At 53.5% G+C, this 15160-nt stretch carries 12 protein-coding genes; 3 read left to right on the top strand and 9 right to left on the bottom strand.

What is annotated here, in order from left to right; translation table 11 throughout:
• Positions 1-75: 75 nt before the first annotated feature.
• The 5 genes from msrA to OES20_04625 are packed head-to-tail and all read right to left on the bottom strand — an operon-like array spanning position 76 to position 5465.
• Positions 76-699 carry a peptide-methionine (S)-S-oxide reductase MsrA gene (msrA, locus tag OES20_04605; GenBank protein MDH3633968.1) on the bottom strand — a complete coding sequence of 208 codons (624 nt, stop codon included), beginning with the start codon at positions 697-699 and terminating at the stop codon, positions 76-78.
• A gap of 37 nt (positions 700-736) precedes the next feature.
• Positions 737-1561, bottom strand: a complete 825-nt coding sequence (gene xthA, locus OES20_04610) for an exodeoxyribonuclease III (protein MDH3633969.1) — start codon at positions 1559-1561, stop codon at positions 737-739.
• Positions 1542-2879 (bottom strand): YihY/virulence factor BrkB family protein, encoded by a 1338-nt coding sequence (locus OES20_04615; GenBank protein ID MDH3633970.1) that lies wholly within the window; start codon positions 2877-2879, stop codon positions 1542-1544. The genes xthA and OES20_04615 overlap by 20 nt, the downstream gene beginning before the upstream one ends.
• A 9-nt stretch (positions 2880-2888) precedes the next feature.
• Positions 2889-3428 (bottom strand): DUF924 domain-containing protein, encoded by a 540-nt coding sequence (locus OES20_04620; GenBank protein ID MDH3633971.1) that lies wholly within the window; start codon positions 3426-3428, stop codon positions 2889-2891.
• 24 nt (positions 3429-3452) lie between these two features.
• Positions 3453-5465: a GNAT family N-acetyltransferase gene (locus OES20_04625; protein MDH3633972.1), complete on the bottom strand. Its 2013-nt coding sequence runs from the start codon at positions 5463-5465 to the stop codon at positions 3453-3455.
• Positions 5466-5551: 86 nt separating this feature from the next.
• Between OES20_04625 and OES20_04630 the strand changes: the two genes are divergently transcribed.
• A complete protein-coding gene (locus OES20_04630; GenBank protein ID MDH3633973.1) occupies positions 5552-5866 on the top strand; it encodes a DUF1244 domain-containing protein in 315 nt (104 codons plus the stop codon).
• A gap of 50 nt (positions 5867-5916) precedes the next feature.
• On the opposite strand, the gene OES20_04635 is transcribed toward OES20_04630, so the two are convergent.
• The 3 genes from OES20_04635 to OES20_04645 form a co-directional block, all read right to left on the bottom strand.
• Positions 5917-7578 carry an AMP-binding protein gene (locus OES20_04635; protein MDH3633974.1) on the bottom strand — a complete coding sequence of 554 codons (1662 nt, stop codon included), beginning with the start codon at positions 7576-7578 and terminating at the stop codon, positions 5917-5919.
• Positions 7579-7652: 74 nt separating this feature from the next.
• Positions 7653-10178: an acyl-CoA dehydrogenase gene (locus tag OES20_04640; protein MDH3633975.1), complete on the bottom strand. Its 2526-nt coding sequence runs from the start codon at positions 10176-10178 to the stop codon at positions 7653-7655.
• A gap of 94 nt (positions 10179-10272) precedes the next feature.
• Positions 10273-11415, bottom strand: coding sequence for a diguanylate cyclase (locus tag OES20_04645; GenBank protein ID MDH3633976.1), 1143 nt, complete (start codon positions 11413-11415; stop codon positions 10273-10275).
• A 234-nt stretch (positions 11416-11649) separates the two neighbouring features.
• Here OES20_04645 and OES20_04650 point away from each other — a divergent pair, with 234 nt between their 5' ends.
• The gene (locus tag OES20_04650; protein ID MDH3633977.1) at positions 11650-13401 is read left to right on the top strand and encodes an EAL domain-containing protein; all 1752 of its coding nucleotides are present in this window, start codon (positions 11650-11652) and stop codon (positions 13399-13401) included.
• A 22-nt stretch (positions 13402-13423) separates the two neighbouring features.
• Here the strand turns inward: OES20_04650 and OES20_04655 are convergent, their stop codons facing one another.
• On the bottom strand, positions 13424-14176 hold the full coding sequence (locus tag OES20_04655; GenBank protein ID MDH3633978.1) for a type 1 glutamine amidotransferase: 753 nt from the start codon (positions 14174-14176) through the stop codon (positions 13424-13426).
• Between the two features lie 188 nt (positions 14177-14364).
• Between OES20_04655 and OES20_04660 the strand changes: the two genes are divergently transcribed.
• Positions 14365-15075 (top strand): GntR family transcriptional regulator, encoded by a 711-nt coding sequence (locus OES20_04660; protein ID MDH3633979.1) that lies wholly within the window; start codon positions 14365-14367, stop codon positions 15073-15075.
• Positions 15076-15160 lie beyond the last annotated feature (85 nt).

Consider the following 15160-nt stretch of genomic DNA (forward strand, 5'->3'; position numbering starts at 1 on the left):
CTGGATTTAGATCTAGTTATAATAGTTCAATAATTATAATTATCCTGTGGTTGGGCGATCTTTTTAAATAATCTTCTAACAGGTTACTCCGGTCCCACCGAGGCCACAGTAGCCCGCCGGATTCTTTTCGAGATACTGCTGATGATATTCCTCGGCATAATAGAACGGTCCGGCCGGCAGTATTTCGGTGGTTATCGCCGAGTGTCCCACGGCATGAAGCTTTTGCTGGTATTGCTCCAGGCTTTGCTGCGCGGCCTCGCACTGGTTGTCATGAAGATAGTAAATTCCTGACCGATACTGGGTTCCCATGTCGTTGCCCTGTCTCATACCCTGGGTTGGATCATGTGACTCCCAGAAAGTCTTTAGCAGACTGGAAAAGTCGATTTGCGCCGGATAATAAACCACCAGAACCACCTCGTTATGTCCTGTCATGCCGGTGCAGACTTCCTGGTATGTTGGATTCGGAGTATGGCCCGCGGCATAGCCGACCGCCGTTGTGTACACCCCGGGAAGGGTCCAGAACTTGCGTTCGGCACCCCAGAAACAACCCATCCCTAGAATGACCTGTTCGCAATCTTCGGGGAACGGCTCCACCATCGAGGTTCCAAGAACAACATGGATTGGATCAAATTGCATTACTTCGTTACGCCCGGGCAGGGCCTGTTCGGCTGAAGGGATTGTAGTCGGTCTACCAAACATGTGGGTCTCCTGATTATTTTGTACCAGCGGCGTACAGTCAGACGCCGACAGCGAGGTTTAGTTCGATCCAGGCAGGCGCATGATCTGAAGGTTTTTCCATGCCCCGGATATCGTAGTCTATCCCGGCATCAACCACAGACGATTTAAGTTGTTCCGAAACCAGCAAATGATCGATGCGCAGACCACGTTTTGGCTCTCGCTCGAATCCTCGACTGCGATAATCGAACCAGCTGAAAAGATCATCGGTTTGCGCATGACACAAGCGAAAGCCATCATGTAAGCCAAGTGACTCGAGGCGCTGGAACCACTCGCGTTCCTCGGGCAGAAAACTGGTTTTACCTGTCTTCAGCCAGCGTTTGGCATTATCTTCGCCAATACCGATATCGCTATCCTGCGGCGCTATATTGTAGTCGCCCATCAGGATCAACGGGGTCCGCATCATATCGTAGGCACCCAGAAAATCAGTCAGGTCCCGATAATAGCGTTGCTTTGCCGGAAACTTGACCGGGTGATCGCGGCTCTCGCCCTGCGGAAAATAGCCATTGAAAACCATCAGCGGATCCCCGTTCATTTCGAATTCGCCACCGATAAATCGTTTTTGCGCATCCTCCGGATCTCCCGGGAATCCATAGCAGGCATTACTACAGGGAAGGCGCGACATCAACGCGACCCCATAGTGGGTTTTCTGCCCGGCATATATAACCTGGTAGCCCATCCCGGTGATCGCATCCAATGGAAATTCCTGATCCTGCACCTTGGTTTCCTGCAAACCAATAAATTCCGGAGCATGTTTGTCGATCACGCTCTGCAGTTGATGCAGGCGCTGGCGCAGGCTGTTAACGTTAAACGAGACTATCTTCATGCCGGGATTCATCCTCAAAACTTTGTATAAACTGAGCCAGCGACTCCTCTCCCATGTGCGATTCGAGCGCCTGTTCGAGCCCTCTCAGGTAGTTTGAAACCTCTGCATCGCTTTGGCAGATATCGTTGTGGCCATTATCTTCAGCTTTACGTGCACTTTGCAGAATATCGACAAGCTTGATTTGCCGCAACGAGGAACCCGGCAGATATAACGGTGGATCCTGTGCTGACCGCTGAACCAGACCATCGTGTTGCAAGGCATCCAGCATTCGCTTGAGCGCCGCTACCGGCACTCGCTGGTTACTGGCAAGATTTTCAAGACTGGGGACTAGTGCGGATCGCTGATCATGCGCGCGGGCTATGTTTACCATCGCCTGCAGCGCCAATTGTTCACGTAAACGGCCACTCAGATGGAAATCGATCCGTTTTTGCTGCAGCTGTTCAGAGTTCTGATGGTAAAACGAGATACTGGCTCCGATCAGTAAAATGATCCAGCTCAGGTAAAGCCAGATCATAAACATAAGCAGGATAGCGAAGCCGGAATAAATCGCAGTGTAACTGGTAGAGCCGCCGACAAATGAAGCAAAAAGAATACCGGTGGTTTGCCATAGGGCTCCGGCGATTACAGCACCGTAGAGTGCTGAGCCGAATTTTACGCGGGTATTCGGCACCAGCAGGTAAACAAAGGTAAACGCGGCGATGGCCAGTACGTAGGGCAGCAGTTTTCCAAACAGCCGCAGCAGCTCATTCATATAGGGTAGCGTGTTCAGAAATTCAACAATCTGGTTGCTGCTGAGCGAAGCGGTGATACCGACCGCCGAAAATATCAGAACCGGGCCTACCATGATGACACTGAGGTAGTCACTGAAACGCTGAACCAGATTGCGACCCTGCTGCAACCGCCAGGTGTAGTTAAACGCCGATTCGATTTTTTGAATCAGGGAGATAGACGTATAGATCAGCAATCCTACGCCCACCGCGCCGAGCACGCCGATTTTCATATTGTCAACAAAGCCGACGATTCGGGCGCTGATCTCAATGCTCTGCTCGCCGAGTGGCGCCAGCAGGCTCACCAGTGTCGGCTCCAGCTGGTCGTGGACCCCGAATCCTTTCAGTACCGAGATACTGACGGCAAGCAGGGGCACCATGGCTAACAGCGTGGTGTAGACCAGGCTCATCGCGCGCAGCGTAATCATGCCATCCTTCAGGTCGCGCCCGACCATCGTCAGTATTTGCAGTAAATGTCGCCATGGCGAGCGAACCCTGCTGGCGTCGCAGGCGTTATAGCTCCAGATATACTGGTTTAGCTGTTCGAGCATCAGACCAGCCTAGCCCGTAAAGGCCTCTTTTGATTTCAGGTACTCGATTTCGGCCCCGGTGCTGTCCCTGCCGAGGGCAGCGTTGCGGTGCGGGAAACGTCCATATTTTTCGATGATCGCATGGTGATGACGCGCAAAGCGAAGGTTCGATTCGAGCCCGGGCTGATCAAACAGCCGCAGTGCCAACACCTGGTCGTCGAGGACTTCGCTATGCATATACGGCATATACAGGAATGACTGTTGTTCCGCTGACAGTGTCTTGTCAAAACCCCGCTCGATAGCGCTCGCGGCGACTTCGCGTGACCTGGCTTCACCGGAAAAGCTTTGCGCCGTGCCGCGGAACATGTTCAGTGGAAACTGGTCCAGAACGATCACCAGCGCCAGGCAACCCTGCGCGGTTTGCATCCAGTGATCAAGCTCACCGCGGCTTGCCCGTTCCCAGGTATCCTGGTAACGCGCGGTCAACTCCCGATCAAATTCTGGCGTCGACTTGAACCAGAGTTTTCGCGTTTCGTCTGAAAACCAGAAATCGATTACTTGTTGTGGCATCAAATCCTCGCTCGGCAAGCCATGTTAGCAGTCTTTTAACAGGGCATCGACCAGCCCTCGCAGTCGCTGTTGCAAAGACTTACGCCCTTCTGCGCCTGACTCTCGTTCCAGCAGCTCCCAGTTGCGGTTCTGGATCGCTTTTTCAACGAGCAAACTATCTGATTGCCCCGCTGAACGCGCTAGTTCTTGCATGACCCACTTTTGCAGGCTCGCGAAACACAGTTCAAATCCCTTGTTGCCCCGGGCGAAGGCTTCGACTTCGAGTTGTTCCAGCGCGCTGATCGAAGTCTGAAACCCGGAAAAACGCAACAGCGATACGACCTGGTCGGCATCCAGTGTTTGCAGAAACTGGGTCATCCAGGTCGGCAGCTGCCGCTCTATACGTTGCTGCAACAACTCGATTTCGGCAACGATTTGCGGCGCGATCGATCGCAGCACTACGATCGATTGATCTCCGCTGGATTTACCCCGGGCGTAGCTGACATGGACCAGCGAAAATCCGGCTTGCTGCCAGAAACCTGTCGTTTCCGGGTCGAGTGCAAAACTGGCACCGAGATAATCCATCGAATTCTGCCGGCCATACTGCAGTGATTCATCCAGAAGCCGCGTCCCGATACCCAGACGCCGATGTGTTTCCGCCACCGCGATGCGTTGCACGCGTACCCCACGGTAGCTGGCGAAATCCTTCAAACCCGCCTGGACCGTCAACATCTGCGCCAGCAGATGACCCCGCGGTCGGCGTCGTCCGAGAAAAACCTCCCGACACAAATCCGCGTCGAGGCCACCCTCGATATTTAACAACACGGCGCCGACAACGACGTCCCCCTGGCGCGCAACCAAGACTACCAGGTCAGGATTCTCCATCAACATGCGTAAATCTGAAGGCCGTGTGCGGTAGTGTGCCATATTCAACAATCCGTAAACCTGCCGCAGCGTCGACCAATCAGCTGGATTCCCCGGATCTTCCAGCAGTCCCAACTCACAGGCGCTCGCATCCGCAACCGGGACAGACTGTTTGAACGAACCTGGCTTCAACATCAAGATGCGATTGAGCCAGGCTTCCAGTTGATCGTCCTGGCACCAGCGCACCGGTTTTTCGAGGCTAAGTTGCATCAGCTTCTGTGAGTCCAGTGCCCTAACGAAACGCAGCATAAAACCCTGCCCGGTCCCCTCGTATCCACCACTGGTGGTTGCCATTACCAGTCTCGGGTAGAGCCTGGCCAGCTGGCGTAACATCGGCAGCGGGATCATCGCTGCCTCGTCGATCACCAGCAGGTCGGCTCCGAGGCCAACCTGCATGAGCCGATCGGGTGCCCTGAACTCGGCATCCGGCACCAGCTGAAGCAACTGCGCGCAAGTCTGTTTCGAGTTTGCCGTTACCAGTACCCGGCAAGCTGGCTGCAAGCGCTCGACCAGAAGCCCCAGGCAGGTACTTTTGCCGCGACCGCGCTCGGCACTGATCAGCACAATACCGCTCTGGCCTCCCGCAATCCATTGCTCGATGCGCCGCAGGCAATCAACTTGACCGGCAGTTTTTCCATGCTCGATTGGTGTTTGCCGCAATGCCGCCAGGACCGGGAATGAAGTGCTCGCAGCAAAGTCAAACTCGGGCGTCACCAGGATTCCTATATCTTCATCCTGTTGCAGCAAGCCAAAAAAATAGTCGGCAAAACGGGCCTGCAGCGACCGGGTCTCACCCTGCCAGCAGGCATAGCGGTCAGAACTCAGGTCCCAGTCCTTGACCGGCGGGGACAGCAACAGTAAAACGCCGCCCGCACGCACCAGCCCGGCGACAATACATAAAACGTCGGGATTAAAGCCGTTAAACAGATCCAGAGCCACGAGCCGGGCTTCACTGCCGAGACAGGCATCGGCCTTGCCGAATGGAATCGCGGTCGCCGTAATTTTACGATCGGACACCAGCAGCAACGACTCATCCAGCATAATCAACTGCTGCAATTGCTCGTCACACCAGGATTCTGATCCCTGCAGTGCAACCAGCTGACGCTGCCGGCTGAGCTGCAGGTGATCTAGCAAGGAGGTCATCCATCGGTTTATATCGTTTGCCGGCATCAAGATTTTTGTGTTAAAAAAAGCGTCTCATTATAGGTGAGTAACAAATCATGACAAAAGATCAGCAAACCGAGGCTGAAGCAGCCGCATTCCGTTCCCTGGTAGCCCATCTGCAACAGCGCAGCGACGTGCAAAACATCGATCTGATGAACCTCGCCGGCTTTTGTCGTAACTGCCTGTCCAAGTGGTACTCCGCGGCCGCCAAACAAATCGAGCCCGACTTTGACTACGCGAGCGCCCAGAAATACGTCTACGGTATGAGTATCGAAGACTGGAAGCGCGACTACCAGACCGGTGCGAGTGATGAACAAATGCGGCGCTTCCAAGAGACCAGCCCGTTACACGCAAAAATTAGCGGATACTAGGCACCGGACGAATTGCTTACACAGGGATTGCAATCCCCCGCGGACGCAGATTACCGCAGTTCGCGTCGCAGTATTTTTCCGACGTTGGTTTTCGGTAGTTCGTCCCTGAATTCTATTATTTTAGGCACCTTGTATCCGGTTAGATTCTCGCGGCAATGCGCAATGACCGATGCCTCGTCGAGCGCTGGATCCTTTTTAACAATTACCGCCTTGACTACCTCGCCGCTATCCTTGTCGGGTTGACCGATAACACCCACCTCGAGCACACCATCATGAGCAGCGATTACAGCTTCGATTTCGTTCGGGTAAACATTGAAAGCGGACACAAGAATCATATCCTTGAGGCGATCGACAATGCGGAAGAATCCCTGTTCATCCATTGTTGCGACGTCGCCGGTCTTTAACCAGCCATCACTGGAGATCACGTTGTCGGTTTCCTCAGGTCGCTGCCAGTAACCCTGCATAACCTGTGGACCACGCACGCACAGTTCCCCGGCCTCTCCCTGGGGCAGAATATTTCCATCGTCATCCTGCACTGAAACTTCGGTAGAGGGCACCGGTAATCCGATGCTGCCATTGTATTCCATCAGGGTTAACGGATTTATGCATACCGCTGGCGAGGTTTCGGTCAATCCATAGGCCTCTAGTAACGGGGCGCCCGTCAGTTTCTTCCAGCGTTCGGCTACCGGTTGCTGTACTGCCATACCACCACCGAGCGTAAGTTTTAAATTTGAAAAATCAATGGCTTCGAATCCGGGCGTATTCATGAGGCCGTTGAACAGCGTATTCACGCCGGTGATTGCGGTAAATCTGAGGCCCGCTAGTTCCTTGACAAAGCCCGGCATGTCGCGCGGATTGGTTATCAGGTAATTGAGCGCACCGACTTTCATAAAGGTCAGGCAGTTAGCGGTTAGCGAGAATATGTGATACAGCGGAAGCGCGGTAATAATGACTTCCTGCCCTTCCTCGACCGTATCTGCCAGCCAAGCCGAGGCCTGCTGCATGTTTGCAATCATATTGCCATGCGAGAGCATGGCACCCTTGGCCACCCCGGTGGTGCCGCCGGTATACTGCAGAAATGCAAGATCATCATGATTGCAGGCTACCGCCTTGTGCGGCTGGACTGACCCGCGCTGCAGTGCCTGCTTGAAGGTCACGCGTTGCGGCAGCGAAAATGGGGGTACCATTTTTTTCACGTACCTGACTACCAGGTTCACGATCAGTGATTTCGGGAAATGCAGCATATCGCCAAGCTGGGTGGTAATAACATGCTGAATCGGTGTTTCGTTGATGACTTCTTCCAGCGTGTGGCAAAAGTTTTCCATTACGATAATGGCCCTGGCGCCGGAATCCAATAACTGGTGCTCGAGTTCTCGCGGTGTGTACAGGGGATTCGTGTTAACGACGGTGTACCCGGCCCGCAACGTCGCGAATATTGCGATCGGGTTCTGCAGCACGTTGGGCATCATGATCGCTACCCGATCGCCCTTTTCCAGGCCGGGCAGACTCTGCAAGTAACTCGCGAGCTGGTCGGTATACCGATCCATCTCTTTGTAGGTCAGGGTCGTTCCAAGATTGGAAAAGCAGGGCTTGTCGCCGAATTGTTTGATCGCCTGTTCAAACACGTCGGTAACCGACGCATAGGCATTGATATCAATTTCTTCCGGAACCCCGGGAGGATAACTTTTTAACCAGACTTTCTCCACTTGCACACCCCCAAACTGGCAACGGTATTGTTTTATTGTGGCGGGTACGGATTCTTGGTCAATCCCCTGGTCCGCTGTTACTAAGCTGCAGGTTTCTTTTTTACAGTCTTTTTCGTAGCTTTTTTCTTCGGTGCACTGGTCGTGCGTTTTTTCGGGGCCGCCTTTTTAGTTGCAGCCATTTTATTTCTCATCTCGTCAGACGTAAAGTCATCAACCGCGACCACCTTAGCCGTCGCTGCTCTCGCTTGCAGCAGTATATCAGCTTCTTCGTCCGTAACCTGTTGCGATTTTTTCAACCGGTTCACCCATTGCTGGTAATCTTCAAGCCCATGCTGCTCCACCTCGTCGTGGCGCAAGCGTCGTTCTATGGGTTCGGCTTTTATGACTTTGTGCAGCGCATCCTCCAGACAACCCGTCAGGTCGTCAGGATCATCGGTACTGTATATACCATCGGTTAATCGATCGCGTGCCTCTCCCGGCCGGATAAGCAGCGCCGCGACGCGGTGACTGAGCGAGTCATTGGGCTGGCGCAAATTGAGCCCCAGCGGAAATATGCTATGACGCACCAGCACGCCCAGCCACTTGATCGGAAAATTACGCAAAATCTCGTCGAGTGCCATTTGCACCTGGTACAGACAGTACTTGGTCGACCATTCGACCAGTGGTAAGTCACTTCGCGGTTGACCATCGGCATCAAATTTTTTCAACACGGCCGAGGCGTAAAACATGTAGCCCAGTGAATCGGCAAATCGACCGGACAGCATTTCCTTGCGTTTGAATGAGCCGCCCAGGACCATCAGCACGAGGTCGGAGCAGACGGCAAAGGCAGCACTCATCTGCCCCAGTCGTTGGTAGTAGTCACCGATACGGCCCGGGTAAGGTGCCGGTGCAAGACGGCTACCGCTGATACCGTACACGAAAGCGCGGCAGTAATTGGTCAAAAAATATTCGGCGTGACCGCGTAGCGCCTTGTCGAAAGATTCCTCGGCAGCAGACTCATCATCCGACATCGCGGCTTTCATTTCCGCTATCAGAAAAGGATGGCAGCGAATCGCGCCCTGTCCGAAGATGATCATGCTGCGGGTCAGTATGTTGGCACCCTCCACGGTGATACCAACCGGAATAGACTGGTAGGCACGGGCGAGATAGTTGGAAGGCCCGATGCAGATACCGCGGCCACCGTGAATATCCATGGCATCATTGACGACCTGGCGCATATGTTCGGTATTGTAGTATTTCAGTATCGCCGTAATAATCGACGGCTTTTCGCCACTGTCCAGTGCGCTCAGGGTCAGCAACCGCCCAGCTTCCATCATGTACGTCATGCCGCCGATTCGGGCCAGGGCTTCTTCGACACCTTCGAATTTTCCGATCGACGTGTTGAACTGCTTGCGTACGTGAGCATATGCACCCGTCGTGCGCGCGCTCGCCTTGCCGGCCGCGACACCGACGGCCGGTAATGAAATACCGCGTCCCACCGACAAAGACTCAACCAGCATACGCCAGCCGTTACCAATATTCTGTTGTCCGCCAATGAGGTATTCCATCGGAATGAAAACATCTCTGCCGCTATTGGGCCCGTTCTGAAAAGCGACGTTCAGCGGGAAATGTCGCTTGCCGATCGTGATCCCGGGAGTGTCCGACGGAATCAATGCGCAGGTGATGCCCAGTTCTTCCTGGTCGCCCAGCAGGCCGTCCGGATCGAAGGCCTTGAACGCGAGACCAAGCACAGTTGCCACCGGGCCAAGCGTGATGTAGCGCTTGTCCCAGTTCAAGCGCAGGCCCAGCACCTGCTTACCCTCGTGCTCTCCCTTGCAAACCACGCCGTGGTCAGGAATAGCGCCGGCATCGGAACCGGCAAACGGGCCGGTTAATGCAAAGCACGGGATTTCACGTCCATCGGCTAAACGCGGCAGGTAGTAATCTCTCTGCTCGTCGGTACCGTAATGCAACAGTAGCTCGGCCGGCCCGAGCGAATTGGGGACCATGACGGTAACGCCCGCGGTAATGCTGCGTGCCGCAATTTTCATTACCACGGCCGAGTGTCCATAGGCCGAGAATTCAAGGCCACCGTAGCGTTTGGGAATGATCATGCCGAAAAAACGATGCTGCTTCAGAAATGCCCAGATCTCGGGTGGTAGATCGAGGCGCTTATGGGTGATATCCCAGTCGTCGATCATCGCGCACAACTGTTCTACCGGACCCTCGACAAACGCCCGCTCTTCATCGCTGAGCACCGGCAGTTTGTAGTTCTGTAACAGCTTCCAGTCGGGCGCACCCCGAAACAACTCCGCTTCCCACCAGACGCTGCCAGCTTCAATGGCATCCCGCTCGGTTTCGGACATGGCCGGCAGTACCCTGCGAATGCGTTGCAGCAAGGGGCGACTCAGAAACTGTTGACGAATGTGCGGCAAGCCCAGCAGCACGGCCGGCACCAGGAATCCAACCCAGAATATCAGTCCCCAGAAGAAGCTGAACCCGCCCGCCAGCGTGAATATCACGAGAAATAGCAGGGTAATAAGGGCCAGGGTCCGAAATGGAATTTGATGACGGGCGATGGCATAAAATAACGCAAACAGCGCGCCCAGCAGAAGTAGAATATTCATCTAGGGGAACTCGAATATTATCGGATCAGTTAAGCAGTGCTAACAGTATAATAATTTGGCACCGCCAGCAATACAAAGTTTCAAATTGCAACTATTACTGCGAATCCTGGCCGGACCGGGTACCAAGCTTTTCGCGGAGTTTCTGGTTGACCGACTTCAAGCCAAGTTGCAGTACTCCGTCAGCGAACTCCAGCAGCGGCAGGACACTTGATAACAGGGGTGCTGCATCCGCCCTGAGTTCATCGACGCCACCCTGCTCGATCAATCTTAACGCCCGATCGACCGACAGGTGTCGCCCGTCAATCGATGCAGACGAACTGATCACCCGGTTGCCGCCCGCCGATCGGGCCTTGTCGAGATTCGCATCAAGCCGGGCATAAATTTGTTCGAGATCACTACTCTCGGTTGGCAAACAGCTAAACACGGCCCCACTCAGCGTCACGTGTACCTTCTGCTTGTCGGCGATACGCATTTTAGAGCCGGCAACCCGCTTAAGAATACGATTGATGCCGTTGGTCGCTCCGATTCCGTTGGTTGCGGGATAAAGCAGGTAAAACTCGGCGTTGCCGAGATAGCACAGGGAGTCCTCCCGGCGCAGGGTTTGCTGGATCATCCCCGCGATCCCTTTAATGACCGTGGTTGCCGTCGCTTTATCGAAAACCTCGATAATCGATTTAATATTGTCGAGCCCGAGCTTGCACAGGCTGAAATTACCCCGATGTCTTTGCGCAAATGACAATTCCTGGTGTGCCCGCGAATAAAAGAAATTCTTTTGCGATAACTGCTGCAGCAAATCCGTGTCGGAAACCTGGTGCACTTCCTCGGCAGTCTCTGCCGCATTTTGCAGGTAGAGATTTGCGTGTAAACGCACCCTGGCGGTAAGTTCGCTGCTGGCGAAGGGAAGATTGATAAAATCGGTCGCCCCCATCTGAAAGGCAAGCTCGCGTCCCGCGTCATCATCATTCTCCCCTACCAGTAACAGTATCGGGGTTGCCGCGAGCCAGCTATCGCCTGCGCTGCGGATTCTTTCGAGCAGGCCAAACTGGCTAATCATAAGTTCCAGCTCGCCGATGAGCAGCACGATCTCGCGATCTTCGAGCAGAGAATCCCAGGCTGATTCTGCATCCTCGGCCGTTCGCAAGCTGAAATGTTCCTGCAGGTGCTTACTGACAAGCTTGATACTGTGTGCCGAACTGGCAACCAGCAGGATCGTGGGTTTCTGTTCTGGTTCGGACATTGATTACATATTCGGACTCTTCAACAGACTATAGTCGATTAAAGCGGATGCTTGGGTATCGTTCGCGGAATCGGGAAAAAATTGCTTATTCCCTTGCGTTGACCGGTATCGGCCTGAAATTTGATCGAAAACTTAATAATTCTCCAGACAGGCCGATAGAAACCCTGAGCATACTGCAGCCAGTCGCCTTGAACTGGCGGCCCGGACGATACGCGTGGATAGCTAAAACAAACGATGCCCGAAGCCAAGATTCTTATAGTCGATGACACCAGAGCCAACCTAGTTGCCCTCAACGTGTTATTGAAGCCGATCGAGGCGCAGATTGTTACCGCCGATTCCGGTGAACAGGCCCTGTTGGCAGCGGAGAAGGAAGATAACATCGCGCTGATTCTGCTTGACGTCCAGATGCCGGTGATGGATGGATTCGAGGTCGCCAGGCTATTGCATGAAAATGAAAGGACACGCTCGATACCGATCATATTTATCACGGCAACCCAGGACGATGGCCAGATCGAAAAGGCCTATCTTTCCGGCGCTGTCGATTACATCGAGAAACCGATACGAAAAACGGTACTGATCTCCAAGGTGCGGGTATTTCTCGATTTATGGTCGCTACGACATGGTCTCGAAATGGAGGTCGAGCAACGACGTGCGGCCGAGCATCGCGTTGAGCACCTGGCAACACATGACCCTTTGACCAACCTGTCGAATCGTCGAGGCCTGTACGAGGAATTGAACGAGTTGATTTACCGTTCAAAGCGCTACAATTTCTCAAGTGCCGTTATCTACGTGGACCTGGATGGATTCAAGCACGTGAACGATCACTTCGGTCACGAAGCGGGGGACCAGCTTTTGATCCAGGTCGCCGCCAACTTCAAAAGCATTGTGCGACAGACCGATTCCATCGCCCGAATCGGTGGAGATGAATTCATTGTGTTGCTGACCGACATCGACAGCGAGACTACGTTAATTACCAAGATTGAAAAACTGCTTACCGAAGCCTCGCAGCCGCTCGAGTTCAACGGGCAGAACATTTCGGTCGGAGCTAGCATCGGCGTTGCGCTTTTCCCGGATCATGGCGAAGACGCGGAGACCCTGTTACACCATGCCGACCAGGCCATGTACCAGGCGAAAAACCAGGGCAAGCATACCTTCCGCTTTTTCACCGAAGACATCAACATCAAGGCCCACCGCCAGCGCGAACTCCAGGATAACCTGCGCAAGGCACTACCGAACGACGAGTTTACGGTATTTTTTCAGCCGATCGTCCACGGCGAGAGCGGCCAGGTGGTTTCGGCAGAAGCCTTGCTGCGCTGGGAAAGCGCAACCCTGGGTCAGGTATTTCCCGACGAATTCATACCGGCAGCCGAAAGTGCCGGCCTGATACCCGAGCTGGGATGCTGGGTGTTATCCAGGGCGATTGAAACCGGGGCTGACTGGAATGAGCGTTTTGGTATCGGGCTGCGCATCGCCGTCAATGCATCATCGATCCAGTTTCGTAACAATATGCTGTTTGACACGATCAAGGACCAGATCGAAACACACGCCTGGAAACCGGATCTGCTGGAAGTGGAAATCACCGAGGGCCTGTTACTGGACGATTCCCCCGAAGTGAATACCTACATCAACGCAATCAGCGATTGCGGTGTCAGGCTCTCGGTGGATGACTTCGGCACCGGATTTTCAGCCCTTAGCTACTTGAAAAATTACCCGGTCAGTACCGTTAAAATCGATCGCAGCTTTATCATGGACCTGCCCGGTGACAAGGAAAATACGGTGCTGGTACGGGCAATCATCGCAATGGCCCACGGGTTGCGCCTCGAAGTAATCGCCGAGGGTGTCGAGACCGCCGAGCAATGGGATTACCTGAAATCGCTGAACTGCGATTTTCTGCAGGGTTACTATTTTGGTAAACCGATGCCGCGCGCGGAATTCGAGGAATTTTTAATCGATCAGCTCGAGCGGCCGATCCAGGCCCAGTCTTAAATCAACAATATTGCGGACACTGCTATTGCGCCTGCCGGGATGGCTGTGCCTGCGGTCGTTGCTGGCGTGACAGGAAAAACGAGACAAACCAGTCGGCGAGTCGTTGTCGATCCTCATGTTTACCGCCGCTCATTGACGCCAGCGCCTGTTGCGCTATTTGCGCAGGCACCACGGTTCCGCCGTATGCTTCCAGCAATGCCGTTTCGTAGTCGTCTTCAAACTCGGGATGCGCCTGCAGGCTGATAATCGAATCGCCATAACTGAGTCCTGCAAAGGGGCAGAACTCGGAGCTTAAAAAAACCGCTGCGGTATCCGGACATTTTATGACCTGGTCCTGGTGAAAGGCGTAAATACTGATCGGATCTGTATCCGTCCCCATCCAGGAATGGTGCTGATCGATTCGATACTGGTGCAAACCGACACCCCAGCCTTTATCCGACTTGACCACTTCACCGCCAAGTGCCTGGGCGATAATCTGATGTCCGAAACACACACCGATCAACGGGATATTGCTGCCCGCAAGCGCCAGAACGAAATCAGCTAGCGGAGACATCCAGTCGAGATTATCGTAAACACCGTGGGGTGAACCGGTGATCAACCAGCCGTCGCAAACATCGATCGATGCCGGCATTTCTCCACCGATCACGCAAAATGACGCGAATTCGAGATCATCTCCGCCGAGGCCGAGAAAGCGTTCAAACATGACCGGGTAAGGATCGAAGCGAGTCGCCATTTCTTCGCGCAGCAGACCTGCTTCGAGGATTCCGATTTTCATGAGTGTTTCCTAATCAACAGGGGCGTGAATATAACACCCGACCCTGGTTGCCGATATAATTTAACGTGCGCATCCTGATAATGTGATCATATTTTAACGATCATACAGAGCCCTTAGCAACACTACTATTGGTGGTGACCCTGCATTTGTGATTAAATAATTCGCCTACCCGCCCACGGACAAAAGGCATGAAGTCAACCGATCCAGACGATTTAAAGCTGTTGATGACAAAAAAAACGGATGACTTGAAAACTCACCAATGGGTCTACCAGTTACTTCGAAATAACCTGTTATGCGGGCGTATCGAACCGGGCAAACCCTTGACCATTCGAGGTCTCGCCGAAATCCTGCAGGTCAGCCCGATGCCGATCCGCGAGGCACTGCATCGCCTGACATGCGAGGGGGCGGTCGAGGTAAAAAACAATCGCCGCGTCATCGTCCCGGCAATGACCGCAGAGAAATTCGGCGAGCTTTGTGAGCTGCGCATACTGCTCGAAACTCATGCTGCAGAAGGCGCTTTACCCTATATAAAACAGCAGGATATCGAGATTCTAGAAAAGCTTGATGAAAAAATTGATGCCGCCGTCGAGCAAAACAATGTCGATAATATCAGCCTCCACAATCAGGCGTTTCATCGCCATTTGTATTGCGCCAATCCTTTTCAGATCTCGGTTCCTTTAATCGAAAGCCTGTGGTTGCAGCTCGGTCCCTTTTCACGCATCGCGATCAGCAAACTGGAAAAAGTTTACCTGGTTGATCGTCATGTAGAGGCCCTCGAGGCATTGCGGCAGAGAAATCTGTTTGGCTTGCGGCGTGCAATCGAGGCTGATATTCGCGACGGAATCGCATCAATCAACACCGTTGAAGGCATTCATAGTTACTTTGAGGGGGTCGCCTGATCATCGGTCGTGGGCGAAATTTAGTAATCACTATTTTTAAAAATCATCGTATTTCAACTGGTCTGGAATTGCCACCATCGATACT

Source organism: Gammaproteobacteria bacterium (assembly GCA_029862005.1).
In the GTDB taxonomy this organism is placed as follows: Bacteria; Pseudomonadota; Gammaproteobacteria.

Bases quoted from the DNA above. Each gene is read 5' to 3' on its own strand.
- OES20_04640 (MDH3633975.1), bottom strand. From the start codon at position 10,178: ATGAATATTCTACTTCTGCTGGGCGCGCTGTTTGCGTTATTTTATGCC.
- OES20_04620 (MDH3633971.1), bottom strand. From the start codon at position 3,428: ATGCCACAACAAGTAATCGATTTCTGGTTTTCAGACGAAACGCGAAAA.
- xthA (MDH3633969.1), bottom strand. From the start codon at position 1,561: ATGAAGATAGTCTCGTTTAACGTTAACAGCCTGCGCCAGCGCCTGCAT.
- OES20_04655 (MDH3633978.1), bottom strand. From the start codon at position 14,176: ATGAAAATCGGAATCCTCGAAGCAGGTCTGCTGCGCGAAGAAATGGCG.
- OES20_04630 (MDH3633973.1), top strand. From the start codon at position 5,552: ATGACAAAAGATCAGCAAACCGAGGCTGAAGCAGCCGCATTCCGTTCC.
- OES20_04650 (MDH3633977.1), top strand. From the start codon at position 11,650: ATGCCCGAAGCCAAGATTCTTATAGTCGATGACACCAGAGCCAACCTA.
- OES20_04645 (MDH3633976.1), bottom strand. From the start codon at position 11,415: ATGTCCGAACCAGAACAGAAACCCACGATCCTGCTGGTTGCCAGTTCG.
- msrA (MDH3633968.1), bottom strand. From the start codon at position 699: ATGTTTGGTAGACCGACTACAATCCCTTCAGCCGAACAGGCCCTGCCC.
- OES20_04660 (MDH3633979.1), top strand. From the start codon at position 14,365: ATGAAGTCAACCGATCCAGACGATTTAAAGCTGTTGATGACAAAAAAA.
- OES20_04615 (MDH3633970.1), bottom strand. From the start codon at position 2,879: ATGCTCGAACAGCTAAACCAGTATATCTGGAGCTATAACGCCTGCGAC.